Genomic DNA, 26,289 nt, shown 5'->3' with positions numbered 1-26,289 from the left:
GTCTGGAATATGTTCGAATCCCCATGGTTTTCGACTCGCCTGCGCTCATATTACCTAACCATGCGCCAGAGCCAACGCGACTGGCGTCGCGTTGGCCGGTGTTTTTACACGCAACCGAAACCTCATTTTTTGTTCGCAGTCGCGCGGCTTACCTTTATCGTTAGCCTAAGATTCCCCTCGTGAATACTCCTGATAAAGCCTCATTTCGTGCGCTTTACGCGACTTGGCCGGCCGAACGCCTTGCGCGCGCATCCACCGTGGAGAAGAGCGACTATCGCCCCGAGGCCGTCGTCCTGATGCTCGAAGAGTTGGAGAAACGAGGTCTTTCAGAGCAGGCTATATCGGACGTAGTGAAGTCTACGCCGCCACCATTGGAAGGGATGTTGCCAGAGCGTGATACGTGGCTTTTCCCGGCTCGACTAAGCCGCAGAAGATATGCGATTCGGGCGGTAGTATTTTACGTCGCCGTGTTCGCTACGAGTCTTTTATTAGAGTTTGTTCCCACGCTTCAGCCGACCAGCTTTATCATTTTAGTGTTTGCGAGCATACTTTACAGCGCGCTTGGTCTTATGCTCCCTCGAAGTAAAGATGCGGGCCTTCCGTCATGGATAGCGATTATATTCGCTTTGTTTCCCATCACCGCATTCTTCACATTCGTGATACTGTTTTTTATCCCACCCAAGAAGAAAGAGGCTAACCATGCGCCAGAGCCAACGCGGCTGACCGCTGGTTGTTCGGAGCGTTAGTCGGCAATGGCAGCCTCATTTTTTGTTCGCAGTCGCGCGGCTCACCGTTAGCGTTCGGCAAGACAGGATAAAACGAATGAACTTACGCATCTACAGGGTCTTCGCTGTGATATTTTCGATCACGTGTGGCATTCCAGCGAACGAGCTGAGTTGCCGGATTTTCTGGCACCTGTCGCTGCTGGAATTGAGCGATGTATCGCCCAAAACGACAACAAGTCTTCACGGAAGTATGTTCGCTATGATCGTTTGAGATCAAACTGGGAGATCAGGTGGTGGTCACCTCGGGAGTGAAGGATATCCGAGAAGAATATATCCGACAGCATCCTGATCTCGGAATGCAGCGACCGTTGTTAAGCTGTCTCTGAAGGTTATTGTGACGATATTGCCGAATTCGACGTCTCTTGCACGGAGGTATGGGAAAGGACGATCTCAAGGAGCGGAGGAGTTTGGAGATTCGATCGTTTCAGTCGGCGCACAAGGGTGTCGATCACCACAATTGGCGACGACGGGAAGCCTGTGGCTTATTCGAACTGATTGAGAGCCAGTGGATGCTAACTGACGTAATCCTGGAGATCAGATGAGAAGCAGCCGAACCAAGCGCTACAGACAACCTCGGTTATGGTTTCCGTTTTCGACAGAGTTTCCGTTTTCAATCGTCACTGGCTCGGTGTCTGAGCTTCATCGTTGGGCGAACAAAGTATGCTTCGATCCTTGTCTCTCGTTTGTCTCGCGATTGCTTTTTGTTCGCCAGTTCTAGCTGCCGACGCTGTGAAACCCGTATTTCGAAAGCCCTCCGCCGATGCCGCGGCGCACCTCCAGAAGCAGCGGCAGTTCGTTGCCGATCTGGTTCGGCAGCACTTCCCGGGCGACAAAATCACGCGCACGAGCACCGACTTTGCGCTGCTCCAGAAGATCGTGGATGCGAAGGTCCTGAAGAAGGAAGAAACATGGAAGTTTCAGTCCCTGGGTATCGTTTTTGGAGATGCACTCACTCATACGATAGATGGCCTCGCTTGGTGGGAAGTTACGGACGAGTATGGCACCGATCCGACATTGCGATACCGCGAGACGACTCTTCATCTGAATGCGCTGACCATGATTTCCAAGCGGATCGAGGATGGCCGGGATGTTGAGGTTCAGCACATGGCCGATTGGCTAGCAGAGTTTGTTCGCACCAAGGGCCACGAATACGAAAAAACGCCCAACCAGTCGCCCGAGCCAACAGCGCCCTCCGGGCGCCGTGGCTCATCTAACGTTAGGCAGAAATCAGATGCAGCCACTACCGGAAATACCACTCATCGCTAATCCGATTACGCCAGAAGCCAAGCAGGCGGTTGGCTTCAAGTGGAGCGATGCGGGCGGGCGCCACAAAATAGGAGGATGCCCCGATTGGATTCAGAAGAAGGAAATCCCGACCTGCGAGGCATGCGCCAAGGAAATGAGATTTTACGGACAGCTTGATTCAGTCGGCGATGCGCTATGCATCGCCGATTGCGGGAGAATTTATGTATTCGTCTGTTTCGACTGCCATCAGTCGAAAAGCATTATCCAATCGAACTAAAATGAAAACGGAGCCTAACAAAGCGATGCAGCCATCTACCTCCGTGGCTGACGTTGACCTAGCCAAAAATACACGCACCCATACCATTTATGAAACTCCAACATAAGATTGCACTCATTACTGGCGGCAGCCGTGGACTAGGCCGCAACACCGCCCTCCGTTTTGCCGGCAATGGCGCGGATGTCATCCTCACCTATCGCACCGGAAAAGGAGAAGCGGCGCAGGTTGTTTCCGAAATTGAAGCTCAAGGCCGCAAGGCCATCGCACTGCCACTTGATACCGGACGCTCAGAAACATTTGCGGCATTCGCCGAACAGCTTCGCACCCATCTCGCGGATAAGTGGAACCGGAACACATTCGACTTTCTCATCAACAATGCAGGCATGGATGTCCGAGGCTCTTTTGCCACAGTCAGCGAGGAGGATTTCGACCGTCTTTCGGATGTTCATTTCAAGGGCGTATTTTTCCTCACTCAACGGCTGTTGCCGCTGATTGTGGATGGTGGCCGGATTGTGAACGTCTCAACCGGCGTTGCCCGATTCACTTTGCCGGGCAACGCCGCTTACGCGGCGATGAAGGGCGCGGTGGAAGTGCTGACTCGCTATCTTGCGAAGGAACTCGGCCCGCGGGGAATTACGGCGAATCTCGTAGCTCCCGGACCAGCCGAGACGGATTTTACCCGCGCATCTCTTGGCAATCCGGCAATCCGCGATGTTATCGTTTCACAAACGGCACTCGGACGCACTGCGAAGCCGGATGACATTACAGGGGTTGCCATTTTCCTCTGCTCGGACGAGGCACGGTGGGTCACTGCTCAACGTATTGAAGCCTCTGGTGGACTGTTTCTTTGACACATCCGTGAGACCCAAGGACAACAAGCCGAACAAGGCGCTGCACCCCACGGCTACCCGTGGCGCGACTCGTACTGGAAGCGAAGCGACCAAGCACGAGGCGTGACGCGGGTAGCCGTGGGGGATCTCTGACGTTGATCTAGCTGCGAATATACAAGCTCAAAAAAGCAAAGCCAGTCCCCAGTTTTCGCTTGGGATTTATGTTTATATAAACTGCCGTCGTTTGGAGGCACAGGGCAGGGACCGGTCGATTATAGGATAAACGCGTGCGTGGGTTGGGCATGATCGTGCTGATCTTCGCGGGTTGGTTACCTGATTTTCCTGAGCGTGTGCGAGACCTGCAAATATCAGGGGGTGAAGTTTCTGGATTTCCTGCGTTCCGGCGAGCTGGACGTCCATCACTTTGCCACATGCTAAGTTGCTCCATAGCAAATCATAACTTACGAAAACAAACAGGATGAAACTCGTAAGCAGATATCTTTTATGGTTTGGCATTTGTCGCGTTTCAAATTGCCCGAGCTATGCGGCCCGGACCGCTTCGAAGAAGCCGATCCGTTCCAAGTCCGCCTTCATCGCCGCCTCTTGGGCGGAAGTGATTTGCGACAACGGCTGGCGCACCGGCCCGCAATCCAGCCCGATGAGCTTCATGATCACCTTGTTCGCCGCCATCCCGCCGTAGTTGCAAAATACCTCGATGAACTCTATCGACTTCAACTGCTCCCTGCGCGCCGCCGCCATGTCCCCGGACTTGTAGGCTTTGATCACGCGATTGTAGATTGGCGCCGCGTAGTTGTAGGTGCTGCCCACCGCCCCGGTCGCCCCCATCGCCAGCGCGGACAATAATATTTCATCGCGGCCGAAAAGCACATCGTAGCCGCCTTCCCCCGCCGCCAGCGCGCTGCTGAAGTCCATGATGTTTTCATGCGTGAACTTGATCCCCCCGAAATTCGGGATGCGCTTCACCGCCAGCGGAGCGAAATCCACCATCGCGAAATTCACCCCGGTCATGGCGGGCATGTGGTAATAATAAAACGACGTCCCCGGCGCGGCGCTCGCGATGCCCGCGCACCAATCGACCAGCCCAGACACCGAGCCGGGGCGGAAAAAGCACGGCGCAATGGCCGCGACGGCCTCGGCGCCGATCTTTTCGGCATGCGCGGCCAGCGCCCGGGAATCGACCAGGCTGTTATGGCCGACGTGCACGATGAGATTGAGCTTCCCGGCGGTGGCCTTGCGCCACGCCTCGGCCGCAATCATGCGCTCCTCGTTGGACATCGACGAGCCTTCGCCCGTCGTGCCGCAGACAAAGGCCCCGCTCACGCCGGTCGCCACGTAGTGATCGGCCAGCCGCGGAATCATCGCCAGGTTCAGGGCTCCATTTGCATCAAATGGAGTAAACGGGGCCGCTACCAGCCCGGTTAAATGGAATTTGTTGTTGTTCATGGGAATGATATTGATCGGAAAACCAGGCGCATTCGTAGTTATTATCCGGATACGATTGAATAAAGCCGCCACGCGACCAGGACGCATTTGCCGCCGTTTTCATACAGGCAGGGAATGGTGCTGTCTGAGCATGACTAAGGCGGAAGAGAAACTCGCTCATGGGATTTTCTGTGACAGCATGGCGGCCATGCGACGGATGAGGGCTGCGTTTTCAGGACGACTGGCGAGGTTCTCCGTCTCAAAAAGCTGATCGCCTTTGTAGGCATAGAGCTCGCGCGCGACGACATCGAGCGTGCCAAATTTGCGCCATTCGACATAGCGATGTGTGGTGGTGCGCACGGCGTAACCCATCACGCCGGGAACGGCATCCTTGCGCATGGGCCAGGGGCGCGGAAACTGGCTGCATGCTCCCTCTCGCCCCGGGGCGGCGGGATTGCCAAGGTTGGGCACGAGGCTGCGGCCCTCTAGCTTTTCGCGAGGGGGCAAACCGCAGAGTTCGACCAGTGTCGGGTAGATGTCCAGAAGCTCGACGAGCGCATCGGTGCGGACTCCGCGCGGGCGGCCATCGGGAGTGGCAATGATGAATGGCACGCGGGTGTCGGACTCGTAGCAGGTGGTTTTGCACCAGAGTCCATGCTCGCCGAGATGATAACCGTGGTCGCTCCAGAGAACAATGATGGTGTTTTGGGCCAGACCGGTGCGGTCGAGGGCATCGAGGACGCGGCCGATTTGCGCATCGGTGAAACTCGTGGACGCATAGTAGCCGTGGCGCAGGCGGACGATTTGCGCGGGCGTTAGCGGGCCGACTTTGGGCATGTCCGAATAACCGCGCAGTTCCACCGAGTCATGAAGGGCAATGTCCGGCGCGAGACGAGGCGGAGCGGGCTGTTCGACGGGCGGAATTTTCGCGGGATCGTAGAGGTCCCAATAGTGTTTTGGCGCGGTGAAGGGCGCATGGGGCTTGCGAAAGCCGACGGCGAGGAAAAACGGTGACGAATCAGATCCGCGTGCGGCGAATTTTTTGAGGGAATCGACAGCGGCATCGGCAACCCTGCCGTCGGGGTATTCGCTTTCGGGCGCGTCAACAAACTCGGTCGCCGCCGCCTTCGAGCTTTTGTGGGGTTTGCGGTTCTCCTCCAGACGGTAGTCCTCCCGCTTGGGCATGCTGATGTGCAACTCGGGCTCGTTCCATGACGCGGCGTCACGCTTGCCATCGTGATAAATTTTGCCGATGGCCTGTGTGCGGTAGCCGTTGAGCTTGAAGTGCTCGGGCAGCGGAACGACGTCGGGCGCGGTCTCGCGGAATTCCGCGTGCAGATCCCACACTCGAATAGAATCGGGGCGGCGTCCGCTGAGCACCGACTGGCGGGAGGGGTTGCAAACGGCCTGCTGGGTATAGGCGCGGCCAAACAGCGTGCCGCGCGCGGCCAGGCGGTCGATGTTGGGCGTGATGGCGACAGAGTCGCCAAAGCAACCAATATTCAGCCGCAGGTCATCGCAGGTGATGAAGAGGACGTTCGGACGCGGCGCGAATTGCCGGGCATGGGGTTCGGATGGCGCCGCGACAAGCCCGGTGGCGGCGGTCAGGGCGGCGATCGAGGCGAGGGAGGTCGGGTTCATGATAATTACATGGAACTTGGTATCAATATATTTATAAACAATGTATTGCGGTGCCTTAACATCGATAGGGACAATCTCAGCGTTCACACATAACGGGAAGCGACGATGTCAACGCATGGACGCAGGCCAAAGCCGATGTACGCGCATTTTGCAGCGCAACACGGATCACATCGCATAATACTGCTCCCAGCCTTTGCGCGGCGGAGAACCGATGAGCAGGTCGTCGGCGAGTTTGTTGTTCGTGAACTGCTTCGTCGTACGGTCAAACTTAAGCTTTGCATTGAGACGTTGCGCGATCACGCCCATGTCCATCATTTGGCAAAGCGGCCCGGCCACGGCAAAGGAGGAACGGCATTTCTCGCGGCCTTTGCAGGCGAGCAGAAAATTCGCAAAGTGATTCGACGGACTCACCGGCACCTCAGGCAGGCACGAGGCCATGTCTTTTGCCCTTGCCTCGGGAATGATTTTCAACGTCGAGCTGTGCGAGCCGCCTTTGAAGGTCAATCCTTCGCCATAGATGATTTTCCCAGGCGGGAGTTTTTTTGTCTCAATCGTGCCGGTCGATGGCGGAGGGATATCGGTGCCGCCGACGGGTTCGCCCATATCGGCGGGAAGCGGCGGGAAATTTTTCACGCCGTCATACCAGGTGAGATCCAGCGGGGGCTTTTCACCGCGCTTCGGGAAACGGAAGGCGAGCGTGGAGGCTTGCGGGAATATGAAATGATTGTGGCCTTCGAGCTTCACGGCCTCGACTTCCGAGGGCAGACCGAGGTCGAGGAATTCGTGCGCGGTATCGAAGATATGTGCGCCCCAGTCGCCAAGAGCCCCATTGCCAAAATCATACCACGAACGCCACTCACCGTTTATATAACCAGTATTGTACTTATGATATTGCTCGGTCGCGAGCCAGCAGTCCCAGTCGAGCGTATCGGGGACCGATTGCTCGGGCAGGTAGCCGGCAATCTTGCTGAAGGCGAGGTCAGAGGAATCGTGCCAGCGGCGCGGGCTGTTCATGTAGGCGGTGATTTTTGTGACGTTTCTTATAATGCCGGCGTCACTCCATGCCTTGAATTGGAAATAATTCGCTTCAGAGTGCCCCTGGTTGCCCATCTGCGCGGCAACTTTGTATTTTTTCTCGGCTGCCATGAGGAGCTCGATCTGGAGGAAGCTGTGTGCCATGGGTTTTTCGACATAGACATGCTTGCCGAGCGACATGGCAAGAATCGTGATGGGGAAGTGCGAGAAATCCGGCGTGGCGATGCTGACGGCTTCGATCTGCGCGCCCATTTTGTCGAACATTTGACGGAAATCCTGAAAACGAGGGATGTCGGGAAAACGCTTTAGTATTTCCAAGGTATGGGGCGCGCCCATGTCGGTGTCGCAGAGGGCGACGATATTGGCGAGACCGGTGTCGTGGAGGGCCCTGATGATTTGTTCGCCACGGTTGCCGATGCCGACACAGGCGAGATTTACTTTTTCACCTTTGTATTTTTTTGAGACCTTCTTGGCTTTGCCCTTGGCGGGGGTGTCGGCGGAGTAGAGCAGCACGCTCGGGGCGAGGATGGAAACGGCGCCGGTGGCGAGAATGTTTTTGAGAAAGGCACGGCGGGCGATGGAGTCGGCGGACCGGGGATGTGGTATGTCGGTTTTCATGGATGGGTTTTTATATGATGCAGTGCGGTGAAATAGGGGGTTTTAGAAAATAGAGCATATCGTGGCTGGTGGCTTTGCGTTGCCTGGGTAACATGGTCATGGCTTGCGAACGAGCGCACGGGTGACGAGAAGCGCGGCGAGCGCGGCGGCAAAATACCAGCCCGGCGCACCGCCGCCACTACCGCCAGAGCTGCCCCCACTGCCACCGCCGGGACCGGATGTGCCGGAATCGCTGGTGAGCGCGTTGACCGGGAGCGTCGTGATCTCGCCCGTCGTGTCGGTGCCCGTGGCGATGACACTGTAACGGCGGATGACGGCGTTGCCGGTGTCGGCGATGTAGAAAGTGCGGGTTCCGCCCGCGGTGATGGCGGACGGGCTGTCGAGCCAGCCGTCGCTGACGGTCAAATTTTCCGATTGAATGTCGTCCTTGAAGCCGGCGATGCCGGGGAACTGGCCCGCCACCGAGAACACGCTGCCGGAGCGGATCACACGAATGCGGTGGTTGCCCGTGTCGGCCACATACACACGTCCTGTGGTATTGTCCACGGCCACACCCTCGGGCGAGTTCAAAGCAGCGGGATTGCGGGTGCCGGTTTTAACGACGGGGCCGTCGCCAGTCCCGGGCACGCCGGGCTGGCCGGCGAGGGTCGAGACGCTGCCGGAAGTCATGTCGATGTAGCGAATGACATGGTTGCCGGTATCGGCCACGTAGAGGTTGCCGACGAGATCCACGGCGATGCCGGAGGGGGTGTTGAACTGCGCTTCGGGACCGACGCCGTTGGCGAAGCCGGGCACCGCCGCGCCAGCGATGATGGAGACGGAGCCGCCAGCGGTGATTTTTTTGATGAGGTGGTTGCCGGTGTCAGCCACGTAGATGTCGCCGTTGGTGTCGTGCGCGGCGACATCGCGGGGGTGATTGAATGCGGTGGAGAGGGTGGAGACGGTGCCATCGGGGACGATGGCGCGGACGCGGGAGTTGCCGGTGTCTGCGACGATGAGCCGTCCGGCGGCGTCGAGGGCAAGACCGCGCGGGGTGTTGAAGCGCGCGGTGGCGGAGGGACCGTCGGCGAAGCCGTGCTCGCCGGGCTGTCCGGCAAGCACGAGGGCTTTCTGGTCGGGCTGCGTGACGACATAAATGGCGTGCGCGCGGGCATCGGCGACGTAGAGGTCGGGCTCGGCGGAGTCCGTGGCGGCGGTGATGCCTACGGGAGCGGGGAGCGTCTCGGCGAGGAGCTGAAGGGTTACGGTGTCGCTATAAACGTCCTCGGTGTGATTCATCGCGGCGTAGCGGTATTGCCAGCCGTTTTTGCCGGCGGTGTTGACGATGGAGAGGTGCGCGGTGTTTGCGCCTTGGTAATCGACGGAGCCGGGGATGTCGGCCCAGTCGCCGGAGTCGCCGCGGCGGTATTGCCATTGGAAGGAGGGCGCGGGCACGCCGGTGGCGGAGGCGATGAGGTCGAGGGGATGGAGGCCGGAGACGACGGGCTGCGTGGAAACGAGCGGGGCAAGGTCGGAGGGTTTGATAGCGGCGGCATAGTCGCCGCTCATGGGGAGCGGCACGACGGCGCCGCTGGCGGTCTTGAGCGTGATGGCGCCGGTGGCGATGTCGGCGGGGACGTTCACGACGATTTGTGTGTCGGTATGCGAAACGAAGTCGGTTACAGCCTTATCGCCAAAAAGAACGGTGGTTATATCGGTGAGTTTCACGCCGGTGATGGTGACGGGATTGCCGGGCCAGATGGTCTCGTAAGAGATAGCGCTAACCGCGGGCGGAAGCGTGGCGGGGTCGGACAGGCCGCGGGTGATGCCGTGATCGGTGCGCACGACGAGGTCGGCCGGGTTGACGGCGGTGACGCCGGCGGGGAGCGTGGCTTTTATTTCGGTGATGCTGTAGGTCGGGGAGAAAACGGCGGTCTTTCCGGCGACGAGCACCTCCTTGAGCGCGGTGAAGTTGATGCCGCTGATGGTGACGGTATTGCCGGAGACGGTGGCACCGGTTACGGCCGGCGCCGGCAGCGGAGGCAGGCCGCAGACGGCGCGGAAGGCGTAGGTGTCGAGCGGGCGGCTGAGGCGGTAGGCATTGGCGTATTGGGTATAAACGCCGACATATATAAAGATGTGCTGTTTGCCGGCGGCCTCGTCCACGATGGAGCCGCCGGGGTGGTAGCCGTCCTTGTTGCCTTTCTCTCCGTAGGTGGCGGCGGCACCGCCGAGGATGATACCCTGACGTTCGACGAGGTTTCCATCGAAGCGCCAGGTGGTGCCGCCGGCGAGCAGGTCAACGGGGTCGATGCTCCAGAGGTTGAGCGAATTGTTGCACTGGGTGGGGTCGGTCGGGTCGGCGGGAAGCGGGTTTTCGGCACCGTTGCCCCAGCGGGAGCTTTGAATGACCTCGATGCGGCCGGTGACGGGATTGTATATAACCTCGGGAGTATCGTGCGCCTCGCGGGCGTTCTTGCCCTTGGCCTTCGCGGTGGCGCCGTTGCCGGCGATATTGGTGCGCGCGGTGGCGAAGGTGACGGCGGAAAACGGCGCGCCGGGGGTGTGCTTATACACGTTTTGCGTGTAATAATATTTCCCGCTGGCGGAGTCGTAGCCGGAAGCCTCGTTGTAATCGCGCCCGATGATGACCATGTGGCCGGGGCCCCACGTGGCAAGGGAGGGCTCCACATTGCGGGAGGCGGTAGCGTTGAGCCACGTTTTGATTTCCCAAGTTTCGCCAGCGTCGGCGCTGCGGGCTAGGAAGTTTTGCTTGTTGGAGCCGATGGTGGTCTCCTGACCGAAGGGCACTACGAGGCCAAATTCGGGATGGCGGACCATGTTTGGGCCGGAGTGGACGGCGGCGGTTGGCATGGCGGCGAGGGCATTGGGCTGCTCGCGCCAAGTGACGCCCCGATCATCGGAAAGATACACGCGGGCGCGCGGGGTTTTTGGGTTTTCGTCCTGTTGCGCGGTGACAGCGACGAGGCGGGCGGTGCCGCTGGTGGCGAGTTGGGTGGTGCCGCTGGCATAGGCCCAGGAGATGGCGTGCATCCCTTGGTAGTCGTATTTGGTCGGTGTGTCATCGAGGTTGCGACCGAAGGGCGGTGCCGCATCCAAGACGTCGGCAGGTTGCCAAGTGGCAAAGTTGTCATCGGACCAGATGATGCGGCGGGCGTTGTCGGGATAGCTGGCGTAAGCGGAGTGGTCGAGAAGGTGCCGGATCAGCAACACCGTGCGTCCGTCGGGCAGGCGTGTGGCGATGGGCCAGCCCATGTGGCGGTAGCCGCTCGCCGGTCCGGTGAGCACGCGCTGAAGCTCAAGCGTGCCGTTGTCGAGCAGCGTCTGCGTGCGGGTTTGTTGCGTGCCGCTGAAGTCGAAATCAGTCAGCGTGGTATCGTCCATCGGCGCGGCAAACAACGCGGATGCCAGCGTGGCGAGGCCTGCGGCCAGCATCAATGCCCGGGCTTTTGTGACGAACGATGGGAGGTTGGCTTGGGGATTGGTCTTGGTTTCCATAATAATAGAATGTTTTTTCGGATGATTTCAGGCTGCCAATTAATAATTCCGGTTCTTGCCCCATAAGGGGGACTCGCAACGGAATCGATGTTCAATTTTTCTATATAAATTTCATTGGGCTTGGATATGAAGAAATGATATTTGTTTAATTCCGTCTGTAGTTTCCGTTGCTTTTATTTGAACGGAAGACACCGAAGGCAGAGAGGCATCTCCAAGGACTTCGCCGGATATAGTGCAATAATTTGATAGGTGCTCGGGCATTCTCACAGAAGCCCCGGAAAGAATCCCCTGCCTTAAATGCTCAAGAAATCTTATTGGTTTCATTTTTCATTTATTTGGTTTCATTTTATTCAAATAAAACAGTTGCCATCACTCAGGCCGGGAAAAGGCCGCGTGCACGCGGAACTCCAGCCTCGGCTCGTCCAGCAGGCCGCCGTCGGTCAGGGTGGATTTTTTATTAAAATAATCCCACGTCGAAAAGGCCTGCCTTTGCCCCGACGGGCGCGGCTTATTTTCGAGCAGCCAGCCGGGGAAGCGTCGCAGGGGCCGGCCCTCCACTTGGTTGCCCGTGCTCCACTCGCAGTCATCGGGATACTCATTGTCGCCGATCAGCCGGTTCGCCCATGTGTTGGTCACTTCGATGCGAAGCTCGTTCTCGCCGGGTTTTATAAAACCAGTAACCTCCACCTCGAACGGAGCATGCCAGAGCGTGGCGACGAACTTGCCGTTGACCGAAACAGAAGCCAGTTCTTTTACGACTCCGAGATTGAGGATGACGGACAAATCATCGGCGGCGGCGGTTTCGGGCAGGCGAAATCTGTTTGTATATACAGCGGTTCCTGAAAAATACTTTATACGCGCGTCGTCAGAGTGCGTCCACGATTCAAGTTTGTCAAACTTGATGGAGAAGGATTGCCCGACGGGCGGCTTGAATTCTACATTCCACGACCCGCCGAGAACCAGACCGCCAGGAACGGCGGCGATGGCAGCGCGCAATCTACGGCCTGCGGCTGTTTGCAATTCAACGACTCCGGGGCTGGCGGATTTGACCATCCAGCCATCCGCTTTTCTTTCCACCATAAAATCATCCGCGTGCAGCCGGGTGGTTACGGCGGAAGCAAAATCATCCTGTGTGATTGTTTTTTCAAAGACTACAAACAGCGCCTGATTGGGCTTCAGGGACAGTGATACGTTTGCGCCGGTGTCGGTCGGGCGCCAGATGGCGACGGGGCGCACCGCTCCGGTTTCTGGATCCCAGATTTCAGGAGTTTTGTTTTTTGCTCTCAGCGCAACATTAAGGTGTTTGGATTCCGCCCCGAGGTTGGAAAAATAAAAAATATCCACTCCATCCGCCTGCCGGTGCAGCCAGCAGATGGAATCGCCCCGGTCACGACTGTCGTGAAATTCCACACTCGCCGGAACATTTAACCGACGCAACGCCTCATCGACCGAGCCGCCCCACAGCACCCTGCCTTTTTTGTATGAGTTTTCTCCCGTCTCCGGGAGGGGGACTTTCCCCCAGATGCGGTCGGCCAATTCCTTGAATTTCTTTTCGACAGCCGCAGAATCCAGACAGGGGGCGGCCACCGATGGTTTTGGTCCGAACACAACTGCACCACGGGCCACGATCTCTTCAATTTTTGTGAGAGCCTCCAACGACAACGGCACCTGGTCCTTCTCGGAAATGGCGAGCAAATGATACACCCGCCCGGTGGGGCCGATCAGCTTGCCGTCTTTTATATTAACATGGTTGAGCAGGGATTTTTCCGAAATCACGTCGCCGCCCGGAACATAAACATCCAGTGCGATAAAATCGGACACCTTTTCACCCTGTTGCAGCAGATATTGAGAACGGGCCAGATAGGCGAGCCATGCCTTGCCAGGCTCATACCAAATCTGGTTGCGCCCGAAATGGGCTCCCCACGGCCCCATGCTCATGCCTGGTTTTATATGATCGGGAAAAGGCTGGTGGACCCAGTGGTGCAGGATCATTCGGTTGACACCCCGCGAAAAGGCGAGGTCGCCGCTAAACTTGAGCCGCGCGGGCGTCTCACTCCAGCGACTGTGCTCGCCACGCCCCGAAAAGGCCTCCGCGTCCAATACGGTTTTCCCAAAAAATGGGATGGCCGCGCCGACACGCCACGGATCCATCTCGTCGCTCCGCCGGTGAAACCAGAATTCGGTCATCGGGCGGTCGGACTCGGGCGCGGCGTCGAAGGTGTTGAACGGGCGCGCGGCATTGCCCGGCCCGGTGGCATAGGGCTCGTTTGACATTTCCAAGCCTGCCTCGTAGAGGATTTTTTTGGGCAGTTGGAAACCATATTCGAGAAACATGTCCGCGATGACTGTGTTCAAATCCCGTCTGAAACCCTCCGTGGCTTCCTTGCTTTCAATAATGCGCCCCGCGAGGACGGGCAGCCACGGGATGATGTCATAACCCTTTCGCGCTTGAAATTCCTCCCGCATGAGCGGCGTCCAGTCCTGTCCGCCCGCCTCGTAACTGTCGAAATGAATGACTTTGAGGGAATGTCCGATATAGTCGCCGAGGTGTTTTTGCAACGGTTCCAGCACGCTTCGCATGTGGAGGGACATCGCGGCGGCGCTCATCTTGTCGGCCTCCAGTGCGTCGGTGTTTTCGGGAGCGGCGTTCGGCTTAGCCCCGGTGGGCGTATGCCCGAAGCGATAGATGGTGTGCTTTCCCCTCGGTATTTCGAGAACCAGGCGTCCGTCGGACCGCATTTTCCCGGAAATATCAATCACACGACGGGACGCGGGATCGCCGTCGGGCACGAGCAGCACGGCGATGTCTTTGTAATAATTCATCTTGCAGGCGGGCTGGTCGAGAAACCGGTCAAACGGACGCGGGCCGATGGCTCTCTGCTCCGTCCAGACGATGCGCTGCATGGTGTTTTCCGGTTTTATCCAAGGTCCGCCGCTGGCCGACCAGCCGATGCAATTATGCAGGCCCAGTTCCAGCCCGAGCCTTTGGGCCTCCGCCGCGGCGTGCGTGAGCAGGGCGAGCCATTTGTCATTATAATATGCGACGCCGGGGGAATAAACATTGGCGACGGGCGCGATGCGGCTCGTCCCCGCCGATGTGATTTGGAAAACGATGGCGCCGCCCACGCCGGCGTTTTTCATGGATTCTAGGTCCTTGGTGATGCCGTCCTTTGTTATATTATAGCCCACCCATTGCCACATGGCCTGCGGGCGCGCAGAGTCCGGCGGCGAGCGAAACTCCGTCGGCGAAAGCACGCCGCTCGCGTGGCCCGCGAGGGCTGCAACCGGGGAAAGCAGAATTAGCAACCAGTGTTTTTTCATTGGTGCGGGAATTGCGGATTATATATTTGGCACGCCACGGCGGACCGGCTAAGCTGATCTGTATCCAGGCGTGTCCGTGTTTATCAGCGGGGTGTTTTGCTCACCAGCCAGCCGAGGGAGGTGAGAAAGGCGTCTGCTTCCGAGCAGGCAAGATTCTGATATTTTCCGTCCCCCAGATAAAATCCGTGCTTCTGGCCGTCGTAGAGGCGGACTTCGCAGCGGGCACCGACGGTTTTCATGGCGGCCTCGAAATCGCGGAGCATTTTGACCGGTATGTATTTGTCGGCAGTGCCGCAAAGAATAATAGCCGGCGGCGCGCCCGGTGTGACATTGTGAAAGGGCGAGAAGCTGCGATAATCGTCGCCCGTTCGTTTGTGACCATAGCCATCGGGGCCGTTGTCAATCACCGGATTGAACAAGATGAGCGCATCGGGCCGGTGGGAGGTCACGGTGGCCTCGCCCGGTTCGTCGAAGTCGGGCGAGTTGATCAGCGCGGTGGACGCGGCCAGTTGCCCCCCGGCGGAGCCGCCGCAGGCGGCGATGCGGGCGGGGTCAACGCCGAATTCGTTCGCGTGCCCGCGTACCCAGCGCATGGCGGAGCGCGCGTCGCGCATGCACATCGCCGGAGTGTCCGCGCCTTTCTTGGGCAGCAGGCGGTATTCGACCAGAAAACAGACCATGCCTTTCGAGGCGAAATGCGAGGCATGGCGATTCATCGCTGCCGGGGTGCCCTGAACCCAGCCGCCGCCATGAAAGATCACGACGGCCGGGCGCTCGTCTCGGGGCGTCCATTTTTCCGGAAGCACCGTGTAAACGCGCAGGTCGCGTCCGGAGACTTTTTTGTATATTTGCGGAGTTCCCAGCGTGGCTTTGGCCGGCGCGCCGGAGGCGGTGGAAAACACGGATGCCGCTAGCAAGGCGGCGAGGACGGTCGCGAGGTTTGGTTTCATTATTGTTTGGCGGGAATGCGGATTTTTATATTTCGATAGGAGACCTCATTGCCGTGTTCCTGGAGAAGAATGTGGCCATCGGACCATTCGCCGAAATGGGGTATGTTTTTATATTTGCTGTTCGCGACGGCCTCGTGAAAGGCGGGGGTGTCGCGGTCGTATTCGAGGACTTTTTCGCCGTCGAGCCAGTGTTCGATGTGGTTGCCGCGAACGATGATTCGGGCGGTATTCCATTCGCCGGTGGAGTTGGGCTTTTTGTCGGCGGCGGCGGGGATGAGGTCGTAGAGGGATCCGAGGGTGCGGTTGCCGTCGCGCCCGAGTTTGGCGTCGGGGTGGAGGGCGTCGTCGAGGATTTGATATTCGAGGCCGATGGCGGAGCCGACGGCGGCTTTGGCGCCGGTGCCGGAGATGGGGTCGAGGTTGGGTTGGACGAAATATTTTATGCCACTGTTGGTACCGGGCGTCATTTTGAATTCGAGACGGAGTTCGAAATCGGTGTAACGCTCGCGTGTGATGATGTCGCCACCGGCGGCGGATTCCTGGCCTCCGTTGGCTTGGACGGTGAGGATGCCGTCTTTCACGACCCAGCCTTTGGCGGGGAAGGTGTCGGTTTTGGCGCTGCGCCATCCTTTGGTGGTTTTGCCGTCCCAGAGGAGTTTCCAGCCGGTGGCTTTTTCGGCGGGGGTGAGGGTGTTGAGCGCGACGGTCGTGGGGACGTCGGGAAATTCGGTGATGGTGAGATTGCGCCAGCGGACTTGGGTGCCGTCTTTGTTTTTGTCTTTGCCGATGCTGTGGACCTGGAGGGCAATGAAGCCGCGCGCTGTCATAGAGTCGATGATGTCGGCGCAGGGCGTGCCGTTGATCCATGTTTTAATGGAGTCGCCGATGGCTTCGACGCGGACGTGGTTCCAGTCGTCGGGTTTAAAAATGGTCCGGCCGAGCGCGCTGAAGGTTGCTTCCTGTTGTTTGCCTTTGGGGAAGAGCCAGCCGCGGCGGGCTTCGTCGTAGATGCCGGCGCTCCACATGCGGGCGCGCGGGACGTCGGGATCGATTTCGATTTGGTAGCCGTGGACGCGTCCGGCGGCGATTTTTTTGGGTGTGCCGTCGAGAGTGAATTCTATGTCGGTGTCGAGGCATTCACTGCGGATTTGCACGCCGGAGTTGAGGCGCTGGTCGACTTTGAATTCATATTCGAGGATGAAATCGCCGTAGGTTTTGGCGGTGCAGAGGAATGTGTTTGGGGTGCCCATCATCGAGGTGCCGACGATTTCGTTGCCTTCGATGTGATACTTGGCCTTGCCGCCGCGCTGGACCCAGCCGTCGAGGTTTTTGCCGTTGAAGAGGGGGGCGGGTTTTTGCGCGCAGGCGGTGCCGGCGAGTGCGAGAGCGAGCACGGGAACAAATATAAATTTGGATAGGTTGATTGTGTTATTCATGGAATGAAGAATGTGTTGCTGGCGGTTTACCACGAGTGACGGACTGATGCCCAGAAGGAGTCGCGCCGGGTGGCGATCTGCATGGTGCCGAATGGGGCGCAGTCATACTCGTAGGCGAGGGAGCAGACGGTGCGTTTTGTGAATGCGAGGCGGAAACCGAGTCGGGCGCTGATGTGAGTGGAGTCATAATCATCGCCGCGGATTTGGAATTTAGCCGCGGGATAATCGACGAGTGTGGCCTGAATGGTTGATTGCTGGTTGTTCAGGTTTTGGCGCCAGCCTACGCCGAGGTCCAACATTCCGGGACGTCCCCACGGGCCTTTGAACTCGTGGCTGAGGTCGAGGCGCACGACGCTTTCCAGCATGTCGGTGCGGACGTTATCAATACGCACGCCGCCTTTTCCGGATTCTGTATAATCGCGGAATGACACGCTTGTGTATTGCAGGCCGATGGACGGGCGGAAATGGCTCCGGGCAAAGACGGACAACACGTAGCCTGCTTCCACGCCGCCGCTGAAGGTGTCTAGGTCGTAGGTGCCTTTCACGGTGTTGCCGTGGTCTTCGCGGCGGCAGGTGTCGGCGCTGCCCATGCCGAACGAGATGTCGGCGCCTGCGTAGAAATTGCCGCGGCGGATCGCGCCGTAGATTCCGACGATCGGCAGATCCATGTCGGTCGTGGCGTTGTTGTCGGTTTCGAGTTCGGTGGAGAAAAATCCCGCGTAGCCGCCGAGCATGAGACGTCCGGTGGATATCCAGTCGTAGCCGAGAATGCCGGCGTAGGTGTTCTCGGAATAGCCGAGGTAGCCGAGGCTGGCTTCGTGCTCGGCGAAGGATGCGAGCGCACGGAACCAGAGGCTGTTTTCAGAGGAGGAATCCGCGCCGCCGCCGGTGAGCGGGACGATGAAGTGTTCATCGACGTGGGATCTGATGGCACTTGCCGAGGCGCGCATCGCGTCGAAACCGACCGCGATGTCTTTGCCGGGTTCCAGCGCCTTGTTGTAGGCGGTGATGACGAGCGTGTCGCCGTGGACGATATCGGCGACCATGAGCATGCTTCCTTGGTGCGGGTCGTAGTCGGGCAGGTTCGTGATGCCGCCGTAGGCGATGGCGGCGGTGTAGATGCCGGTGGGCAAGATTCCGTCGAGGCGGATTTCGCCGCCGTTGGTGAAGGCGAGCGTGCCGGAGAGCGCGAGCGAGGACATTTCCCACGGTGCGCTGAATACAATCGTGCCACCGTCCACGCTCATGTTTCCGCCGGTGGTGCCCGGATTGGATATGGTCAGCCACGCGCCGTCACGCACGGTGATGTTTGCGCCAACGCCGCCGAGCGCGCCGGTGGAGACGGAGGTGACTCGCGAGCCGGCGGTGATGTCGAGCGCGCGGAGGTTGTTTGCGCCGAGCAGGGACAGTGTGCTCGACGTGAAGAGCACGCGGTCGCCAGCGATATTGCTGAGAACTTGTCCCGAACTGATGTCGCGAAACTCCAACATGGAGCCGTTGCCGATGTGCACCGCTCCGGAAATCGACTCGGCGCGCCGGGCGATCGCGAGCGGGATGTTTACCGTGAGGCTGTTGTAGGTGTTGTTGCCGGAGAGCGCCAGCGTGCCGGTGCCGTCGAGGACGACGGAGCTTGCGGTGATTTTTCCGGAGAGCTCGGCGTCGTGGCCGTTGGTTTCGACGGTGAGCGTGGCCGCGCTTGATGAGATGTCGTTGGGGATGAGCAGACCGTTCGCATCGATGTGCAATTTTGCAGTGAGGCTTTCGATTTTCAATGCGCCGGTGCCGAGCGCGTTGTTGCTGGCGAGGCCGAGTTCTCCTGCGTGCAAAATTGTTCCGCCTGTGTGGCTGCTCGATCCGGAGAGCGTCCATTTGCCGTCGCCTGTTTTGATCACCGAACCGCTTCCGGTGAAACTGCCGGCGAATGTTTCCCAGTCGGAAGTATCAGCGACGGTGTAGGTGAGTTCGGCGCTACCGAGGGCGATTTCGCCCGCGCCGGTGAGGTTGGTGAGTGATTGGTTGTTGCCGTCGAGATCGAGTGTTGCGCCGGCGTTCACGACGATGGCTGCTTGATTTCCATTGGTGAGCGAGTCCGCGGCGCCCGCGCGCAGCGTGCCGCCGAGCACGGTGAGTGTGCCGGAAAAATCGGAGAGATCTGTGTCGAGGAGCAATGTGCCGGCGCCGTCTTTCGCGAAGGTGGCGTCTGTTGTGCCGCTGATTGTTCCTTTCAGTGTCATGGTGTGATCACCGCTGTCCACGACGCCGGTTTTGCCGGTGTCGATGGTGAGGTCACCGTCGAGCGTCAGGTTTGCCGTGGCACGCAGGACCGCGTTTCCGGTGAAGGTGATTCCGGTGGAGGCGGAGGTCGTGAGCTGGTTGCCATTGCTTATCGCGATCACGCCGCCGTCGAGATCAATGCCGCCGCGGAAAGTGTTTTTTCCGTTCGCGAATGTGAGGACGCCGTTGCCGGTTTTGGTCAGCTTGCCCGTGGCGTCGGTGATGAGGAATCCACCCGAACCGTCGTCCTGCACGTTGTCGGCAGCGGCATGGATGCCGCCGCCGGTGAACGTGAGATCCGCGTCGCCGCCCACTGCCATGTCGGCGACGCGCACCTCGCCGGCATCAATAAGGATGCTTTGGTTGGTGGCGCCGGCGAAGAGCACACGGTCGCCATAGCTGTATTGGTTCACCGCGCCGTTGTCCGTCCAGTTTGTATTGGCGAGATTCCAGGTGGAGCCGCCGCTGCCCGTCCAGGTCATCACACGGGATTGGTCTGCCGCCATGACCAATTCCAACACGCCGCCCGTGCCGGATAACTCCGCCGAGAGGCGTCCACCGGTGGGCAATGTCATGCCGCTGAGTGTCACGCGCCCGTCCGCGGCAACCGCAGCAAGATTGCCGAGATTAAACGTGCCCGAGGCGAAGGAGGTGAGGTCAATGATGTTGGAACCGCTGATCGCGGACGCGCCCGCATCGTATATGCGGTCGCTTTTCCTATAGGCACCGTCGGCTTCCTTGAACAAATCGAACTTGAGCACCGCGCCACTAGTCAGCTCCAAATTATAAACGGTGAGCGTGCCGGACTGCGCGGTGTCAACGCCTGCCTCCAGAATGCCACCGCTGGCGATCTGGACCGAGCCGCCATTGCCCGCCGCGCCCACGCCGCCAAGCACAGCGCCGGAGCCCACGGTGATTTTTCCGCCGAGCGCGGCGGCGGATTCCGCGACCAGCACCGCCCCTGCGTCCACCGCGACCGCGCCGATGTTGCTCGAGTTGTCACCCGCAATGAGCAGTGAACCCGCGCCGGTCTTGCGCCACACCGAGTCCGTCCCGCCCGCGACCAGTGTGCCGCCATAAACAAGTGCGCCGCCTGGCTCCACCTCCAGCCCGGCGGTCCTGCCCGCCGCGATGCCCACGCCACCGGTCAGCGTGCCCGTGATCATGCCGGAGGCGCGCAGGGTGGCGGAGTCGGTGAACATGATGCCACCGGTTCCGGAGCCGAGTTGGGCCGCGTGGTCAAAGGCAATCACGCCGCCCGCGATTTCGATGCCGCCTTGAAAAATGTTTGGCGCGGTGTTGGCGAAAACCAGCTCGCCCGCGCCGCTTTTTATTAATTTGCCCGTTGGCGCGAATGACGCACTGCCCACCACACCGGCATCGGCCTCGATGCCGCCCTCGCCTCGAAACACATAACGCGCCGTCCCCGACACCTCCATCCCCGAAACCACCACTCCGCCAGCCTCGATGGTAATGTCGCGATTGCCGGCGTTGGCCGCGTCCGCCGTGCCGTCGAATACCACGGTGTCGGCATTAAAAAACCGGTTCTCGGCGGAGCCCCCTGCGTCGGCCCAGTTCTTCTGTGCGATGGAGGGGCGGCGCATCCAGCGGGAACCTTCGCCGCCAGTCCAGCGCATGACGAGGTTGTTGACGGTGTTGGTGACAACGAGCTGATTGCCCGACAGGGAAAGCGCGGCGATGCTGCGGGAGTTGTTGATCGCGCCGTCCACGGTGAGCGAGAGGTTGCCCAAGTCTGCCGCGTCAAGTCCGGCGCCCGTCCACTCCATCAGCACAAACGAGCCTGTCGCCAGCAGGCCGAGGTTGACGGTTGCCGCGCCGGTCAAGTCGATGCTGTCGGCTAAAAGGCGGCTGGCCGAGCCGCTGTCGAAAAGGTCGTGGCTGAATATTGCACCGGCACTGGCGGTGACGCCGCCCAAGACATGGAGCGTTTCCGCATCCGCCGCGGTGTCGGTGCCGGGTGCGAGGCGCGCCCCGGTTGCGAGGGTGAGGCTGGTGCGTCCGGCGAACACGGTGTCGTTTTGCTTGTAGGTGACGAGTGTGCCCGAGCCGCCAAGCGTCGCGCCGGATGCCACTGTGATTGCGCCGCCGAGCGAGGCGTTTTGGTTGCCAAGAATCAGCGAGCCCGCGCCGACGTTGACGGTGCCTTGGAAGTAGGAATTGTCCGCGTGCAATATCAACGTGCCCGCGCTCGCGCCGGTGCCGGTCAGTTCGATCAACGCCGTGGTGCCGCTGGCGTCGGCTGTGGCGAAGGAATCCCATGCGGCGGGGTTGCCGGCGTTGCCGATGGTGACGGTGACGCCGTCGGCGATGTCGAACTGGAGCTTGCTAGTGACCGCGTTGGAAAAATAAAAGCCGCCGCCTTTTGCGGCGGGCGTGAAGGGCATCGTTCCGGTGAGCATGGCGGCCAGATCGGCGTCCGTCGTGACGAACGCGCCCTTGGCGACGTTGCCTGTATACGAGAAATTTGTGACGCCGCTCGTGCCGGTGTACCGGAGCATGATTCCGGTGACGTTCGCGACCGAGGCGTCGACGTCGTTGTAAATCGCGCCGCCCAAGCCGGCGGCGTTGTTGGTGAATGCCGTGGCGTCGGTCAGTTCCGCCGAGTGGTTTCCCTGGACGGCCAGCGCGCCGCCGCCTTTCACGCCGACGTTGCGCGAAAACGCGACGTCGCGGAGCACGCTCCGGGGTGCGCCGCTGCCGTTGCCCAGACGGATTGCGCCGCCGTAGCCCAACGAGGCGACGTTGACCCTTATGGTGTAGTTGTCGACAAAGGTTCCCGAGGTCATGCGGAGTTCGCCGTAGGCGCTGATCGCGCCGCCGGCGCGCGCGTTGTTCCCCTCGAAGTAGGTGTTTACGAGTTCGATGTAGGAATTGGTATCGCCTCCGAGCGCGCCGCCTCCGTCGTTGCGCAGCGTGCTGTAGTTGCCGAGGAATTCGGCGTTGGTGATGTAGAGTTTGGCGTTCGAGCCCACGTAAATCACGCCGGCCCATCCGGGCGCCATGTTGTTATCAAAAATGACCCGTCCATTTGTATCCAAAGGATCGATACGGAAGATCGTGTTGTTGGCCAGGCGCAGCATGCCGCCGGCGACGGAGTTTGTGCCGCCGTCCAAATAGCTGTTTTTGACGGTCACAGTGACGTCATCGGCGATGAGCCATGTTATATTCCCGGAGTTTTGCTGGCGCAGATGGGTGGTTCCCATTCCGTCGAAGATGGTGTCTGCGGAAAAAATAGTGGTGCCGGTGACGGGCGGGAATTGCTGCGCTGGAAGTGTCACGGAAAGCGCAGTGAGCAGGGCGAGGGAGAAAAAATTTGGGATTTTCATAAAATCGGCGTGTTATTCTTTTTGATGTGAATCGGTGCCGTGTTCGCGCGATTAGAAGGATCCCTTCGCGCCAATCATGACGTAGGAAACGGCAACACGGCGCTGATACTTGTCGGCGTATTTCGGGGAGCCGGGCGCGCGACGATAGATTATGAGATCGTCGCCAAATATATCGCTGCAGTTCAGGTAGAGGGAAAACGCCTTCGAGAAACTGTATTCAGCGTTCACGCCCCAGCGGGTGTGCGCGGCCTGGTAATCGAAGGTGTCTGCGGGCCACGCACGGGCGGTGAAGGCGCCGGTGTAGGTGCGGTTGACGCGGGATTTTTTTGTTTCGGCCTGATACGCGCAGGAGAGACGAAGGGAGAAGCGCGGGCGGATGTAATTGATGCCGGCGGAAAACGCGTCGGGCGTGAAGCCGGTAAAGTCTTCCGCTTTGTCACCGCTGACCTTCAGGTGGGTATAGTTTATCCAGAGCTGGGTTTTTTTCAGCCAAGAGGGGAGGAAGAACAAATCCTGCCGGTAGCTTAGTTCGAGGCCGGTGAGTTTTGCGTCGCCGATGTTTTCCTTGCGGCGGATTTCGACATTGCCCGTTAGAAGCATGTCCCTGACGTCGCTTGGGGGGATGCCGTAGGCGAGGAGGGTCGCCTCGTCGGCGGGGAGGGTTTTGTCGACGAAAAAGTTAAAAACGTTTTTCTGGTAAACGCCGATGGAGCCGAAGCCGCCCTTAAGGTGATAGGAGTCGAGTGAGACGTGGTAGCTGTCCGCCGTCCACGGTTCCAGGCCGGGATTGCTTACCCTGATGAGATAGGAGCTCGCGTCGTCCGTGACTTCCGGGAGGGTGATGCCCGAGAGGACGTCGCCGACGTTGGGCCGGCCGATGGTGCGCGCGTAGGCGGCGCGGGCGACGAGGTTGGGCGTGATGGAGTAGTTGAGGTTTACGCTCGGATAGATGCCGTCGTAGCTTTTGCGTTCGTGGTATCCGAGTTTTTGGTAGATGAGCGCATCGCGCTCGTCGCTGTTGGCCGTCGGGACTTCCAGATAGCCGCCGGTGGCCGGGTCAATAATGCGTTTTCCGTCTGCGTCGCGTTGATAGATGGCCGACGGATCCTCGCGGATGCTCCAGCCGTCGAGCGTGGTGCGTTCGTAACGCGCGCCGACGACGGCATGCAGGCGGTTGTGGAAGAGCCGGAAGTCGAGACGCAGATATCCGGCCTCGATGTCTTCACACATGCGCTTGGCTTGATCGGCCCGTTGCTCGTTCCGGTTGGTGGTAAGCGTGAAGAATTCGGGATGCTGCTGGTAAAGGTTCCAGACTTTCATCGGGCTTACCCAGTTGATGCTTTGCCCGTTCATTTTCACGTTGATGCGTTCATCAATGAGGTCGTAGTTGGCGATCAGTTGCCGCTCGCTGCTGAGGAGGCCCGGATCACCAGTGAAATCATAAACTGGAAATTCGCGCTGGTTGTCGCGTTCCTGCCGGGAAAAGGAACCGCCGGCCTTGAGCGAAAAATAATGGCTGAAGAGACGCTCGGCATCAAGGCGGCCCGAGTAGCTGTCTGTCTTGAACAATCCCCACTCCGAGAGTCGCATGGAGGTGAGGTTGTAGTCGTTCATGTCGCCGGCGGTGACGGTTTCCCCCGTGGTGTTGACCGTGGCTTCATAGTGGGTTGGCAGAATGCTGTCAGTGGTGTTTATGCCATAACCGGTCATGTTGAGGCCGGTGCGCGAGGCGGTGTATCCGGCGACATAGCCGCGGTCGAGGGTGGTGCGTTCGCGCACGGCGTGGGAATAGACGGCCTGGCCGTCGATGTTCCATTTCGGGCCGCGATGTTTGTAACGCATCGTGAGGTGCGTGGTGTCGGTTTCGTTGTAGTAGTTGGCCGAGACATTTCCGCCGGCACCAAAACTCGCCCTGCCCGCCACGCTGTTGGATGTTGTCGTGGCGGGATCTCCGCCGGCGGGGACCGCGGGGTTGTACGCATTGCTGCCGTGGAAGCGGTAGCCCAGGCGGCTGCTGGCGTTTTCGAGCGCGACCTGGCGGTATTGCACGGTGAACGCCAGCGTGTCGTTTCTCGCCACGCGCCACTCCACGCCGGCCTGGATGTTTTTCATGCTGGTGATTTGCGCGGTCTGCGTCCACGTGACACCCGACAGCGCGATGTCCTTTGGATTTCCGCTGTCGTCGGTCGACCTGAGATTCCACTCTGCTATTTCCGTGGGAGTGTCGGCGGCGGGGCGTTGTTTCCATGTCTTCGACAAACCTGCGCTGAAGACCAGGCGCCGTCCTGCGGGAACGATCGCGTTGACGCTGAAGGAAGGTTGCTTGGTACGCGCGGAAACTTGGGAGATCGGCTGTGCAGCTCCGCCGGTGAGGGAGAGATTATCGTTGGTGCTGAGATTCATGTAGAGCGACCAGTCGAGGCGCGCTCTTTTGGTGCCGAGCAGGCTTTTGGTCACGAGGTTCATCGAGCCGCCGAGGCCCGAGGCAGGTTTGTCAGGCGTGGGCACTTTTGTGATTTCAACGCGCTCGATGTTCACCATCGGCACGTCTTGCAAGCCGATGGTCCGATCTCCCGACAATCCGACGCCCGTGCCGGCGAGGTCGCCGCCGTCGAGCTGGATGATTGATTTGTCCGCCGGAAAACCGCCGAGCGAAAGCGTGCCGGGATCTTCTCCGTCGTCCAAAATGGACACGCCCGGCATAAAGCGAATGTAATCGCCGATGTTTTCCGTGCCTTGCCCGGCGAGCTCATCAAGAGCGACGACGTTGGTGATGCTGGCGGCGTGGCGCTGCTCGTTCATGGCGATCGCCTGCGCGGTCATCGCCTGGTCGGCCACGACCATGAATTTTTCCAGCATAACCACGTCGTCCTTCGCTGCGGCGCTTTTGGCCGTGCCCTCGCGGACAAGCTGGAAATCGCAGGTGGCGGTTTCTCCGTCCGCCACCGGCACCACGGCGGTGCGCGGGTCAAAGCCCAGATAGGAGACCTCCAGCGTGGCCTCACCGGAGGGAATATCCGCGAACAGAAAACGTCCGTCATCGTCGGTGAGCGTTTCCTGCCACGTGCCCTTGATGGCCACCCTCGCCTTGGCGACGGGCAGGCCGTTGGTGGAATTATATACAACACCCTCAATGCCGCCGGTGGCAGGAGCGCCGGTTTGCGTGCCCTTTTTTGTGCGCACGATCAGCGTATCAGTCTTCGCGTCCTGCCCGACGACGAGGTCCGTCTCCGCGAGCATGATCTCCAGCGCCGCGCGCGCAGTGTATTCGCCTTTGACGGGCTTGGAGCGGATGCCGCGGACGGTTTTTGTCAACACAAGGACATCCACGCCGGATTGCCGCGAGAGTTCTTTGATGGCGTTTTCAACCATGTCCGCAGGCACGTCGAAGGAGAACTTCGGCGGCTCGCCAGCGGCGGGCAGGCGCACGGCGAAAACGAGCGCGAAAAGCAACAACACGAGGCGTCCGGTCAGGGATAATCTGTGGGTGGGCATACTGGCAGAGACACCCCGGACGGGAAAAGCCAGCATGGGAAAATTTCGAAGGGGCCGTTTTTTTTGTGCGCCCTCTCCCCTCCTCCGGGAAAAA

At 59.6% G+C, this 26,289-nt stretch carries 13 protein-coding genes; 4 read left to right on the top strand and 9 right to left on the bottom strand.

Features of this window, described 5'->3' with window-relative positions; translation table 11 throughout:
- Positions 1-179 precede the first annotated feature (179 nt).
- From OH491_RS16540 to OH491_RS16525, 4 genes are all read left to right on the top strand, one after another.
- Entirely contained in the window at positions 180-746 is a 567-nt protein-coding gene (locus OH491_RS16540) for a DUF805 domain-containing protein (RefSeq protein ID WP_145928801.1), read from the top strand.
- 699 nt (positions 747-1,445) lie between these two features.
- Positions 1,446-2,051, top strand: a complete 606-nt coding sequence (locus tag OH491_RS28210) for a DUF3806 domain-containing protein (RefSeq protein WP_145928802.1) — start codon at positions 1,446-1,448, stop codon at positions 2,049-2,051.
- A complete protein-coding gene (locus OH491_RS16530) occupies positions 2,017-2,307 on the top strand; it encodes a hypothetical protein (protein WP_084442196.1) in 291 nt (96 codons plus the stop codon). The genes OH491_RS28210 and OH491_RS16530 overlap by 35 nt, the downstream gene beginning before the upstream one ends.
- 89 nt (positions 2,308-2,396) lie before the next feature.
- On the top strand, positions 2,397-3,158 hold the full coding sequence (locus OH491_RS16525; RefSeq protein WP_068770474.1) for an SDR family NAD(P)-dependent oxidoreductase: 762 nt from the start codon (positions 2,397-2,399) through the stop codon (positions 3,156-3,158).
- 519 nt (positions 3,159-3,677) lie between these two features.
- On the opposite strand, the gene OH491_RS16520 is transcribed toward OH491_RS16525, so the two are convergent.
- The 9 genes from OH491_RS16520 to OH491_RS16480 form a co-directional block, all read right to left on the bottom strand.
- The gene (locus OH491_RS16520) at positions 3,678-4,601 is read right to left on the bottom strand and encodes a dihydrodipicolinate synthase family protein (protein ID WP_068770475.1); all 924 of its coding nucleotides are present in this window, start codon (positions 4,599-4,601) and stop codon (positions 3,678-3,680) included.
- A gap of 156 nt (positions 4,602-4,757) precedes the next feature.
- The gene (locus OH491_RS16515; protein ID WP_068770476.1) at positions 4,758-6,221 is read right to left on the bottom strand and encodes a sulfatase; all 1,464 of its coding nucleotides are present in this window, start codon (positions 6,219-6,221) and stop codon (positions 4,758-4,760) included.
- A 165-nt stretch (positions 6,222-6,386) separates the two neighbouring features.
- On the bottom strand, positions 6,387-7,874 hold the full coding sequence (locus tag OH491_RS16510; RefSeq protein WP_068770477.1) for a Gfo/Idh/MocA family oxidoreductase: 1,488 nt from the start codon (positions 7,872-7,874) through the stop codon (positions 6,387-6,389).
- Positions 7,875-7,970: 96 nt separating this feature from the next.
- The gene (locus OH491_RS16505) at positions 7,971-11,372 is read right to left on the bottom strand and encodes an IPT/TIG domain-containing protein (protein ID WP_068770478.1); all 3,402 of its coding nucleotides are present in this window, start codon (positions 11,370-11,372) and stop codon (positions 7,971-7,973) included.
- 369 nt (positions 11,373-11,741) lie between these two features.
- Complete coding sequence (locus OH491_RS16500; RefSeq protein WP_068770479.1) at positions 11,742-14,693, bottom strand: glycosyl hydrolase; 2,952 nt, start codon at positions 14,691-14,693, stop codon at positions 11,742-11,744.
- An 83-nt stretch (positions 14,694-14,776) separates the two neighbouring features.
- Positions 14,777-15,643, bottom strand: coding sequence for an alpha/beta hydrolase (locus OH491_RS16495; protein ID WP_068770480.1), 867 nt, complete (start codon positions 15,641-15,643; stop codon positions 14,777-14,779).
- Entirely contained in the window at positions 15,643-17,079 is a 1,437-nt protein-coding gene (locus OH491_RS16490) for a 3-keto-disaccharide hydrolase (protein ID WP_068770481.1), read from the bottom strand. Before OH491_RS16490 ends, OH491_RS16495 begins: the two co-directional genes overlap by 1 nt.
- 26 nt (positions 17,080-17,105) lie before the next feature.
- Positions 17,106-22,700 carry an autotransporter domain-containing protein gene (locus OH491_RS16485; RefSeq protein WP_068770482.1) on the bottom strand — a complete coding sequence of 1,865 codons (5,595 nt, stop codon included), beginning with the start codon at positions 22,698-22,700 and terminating at the stop codon, positions 17,106-17,108.
- A gap of 51 nt (positions 22,701-22,751) precedes the next feature.
- Positions 22,752-26,195, bottom strand: coding sequence for a TonB-dependent receptor (locus OH491_RS16480; protein WP_068770483.1), 3,444 nt, complete (start codon positions 26,193-26,195; stop codon positions 22,752-22,754).
- Positions 26,196-26,289: the final 94 nt, after the last annotated feature.

Origin of the sequence: Termitidicoccus mucosus (assembly GCF_038725785.1) — a bacterium.
GTDB lineage: Bacteria > Verrucomicrobiota > Verrucomicrobiia > Opitutales > Opitutaceae > Termitidicoccus > Termitidicoccus mucosus.
This window is presented reverse-complemented; position numbering and strand designations above follow the sequence as displayed.

Excerpts from the sequence above, each read along its gene's own strand:
- OH491_RS28210 (WP_145928802.1), top strand. The coding sequence starts at position 1,446 with ATGCTTCGATCCTTGTCTCTCGTTTGTCTCGCGATTGCTTTTTGTTCG.
- OH491_RS16530 (WP_084442196.1), top strand. The coding sequence starts at position 2,017 with ATGCAGCCACTACCGGAAATACCACTCATCGCTAATCCGATTACGCCA.
- OH491_RS16525 (WP_068770474.1), top strand. The coding sequence starts at position 2,397 with ATGAAACTCCAACATAAGATTGCACTCATTACTGGCGGCAGCCGTGGA.
- OH491_RS16520 (WP_068770475.1), bottom strand. The coding sequence starts at position 4,601 with ATGAACAACAACAAATTCCATTTAACCGGGCTGGTAGCGGCCCCGTTT.
- OH491_RS16515 (WP_068770476.1), bottom strand. The coding sequence starts at position 6,221 with ATGAACCCGACCTCCCTCGCCTCGATCGCCGCCCTGACCGCCGCCACC.
- OH491_RS16510 (WP_068770477.1), bottom strand. The coding sequence starts at position 7,874 with ATGAAAACCGACATACCACATCCCCGGTCCGCCGACTCCATCGCCCGC.
- OH491_RS16505 (WP_068770478.1), bottom strand. The coding sequence starts at position 11,372 with ATGGAAACCAAGACCAATCCCCAAGCCAACCTCCCATCGTTCGTCACA.
- OH491_RS16500 (WP_068770479.1), bottom strand. The coding sequence starts at position 14,693 with ATGAAAAAACACTGGTTGCTAATTCTGCTTTCCCCGGTTGCAGCCCTC.
- OH491_RS16495 (WP_068770480.1), bottom strand. The coding sequence starts at position 15,643 with ATGAAACCAAACCTCGCGACCGTCCTCGCCGCCTTGCTAGCGGCATCC.
- OH491_RS16490 (WP_068770481.1), bottom strand. The coding sequence starts at position 17,079 with ATGAATAACACAATCAACCTATCCAAATTTATATTTGTTCCCGTGCTC.
- OH491_RS16485 (WP_068770482.1), bottom strand. The coding sequence starts at position 22,700 with ATGAAAATCCCAAATTTTTTCTCCCTCGCCCTGCTCACTGCGCTTTCC.
- OH491_RS16480 (WP_068770483.1), bottom strand. The coding sequence starts at position 26,195 with ATGCCCACCCACAGATTATCCCTGACCGGACGCCTCGTGTTGTTGCTT.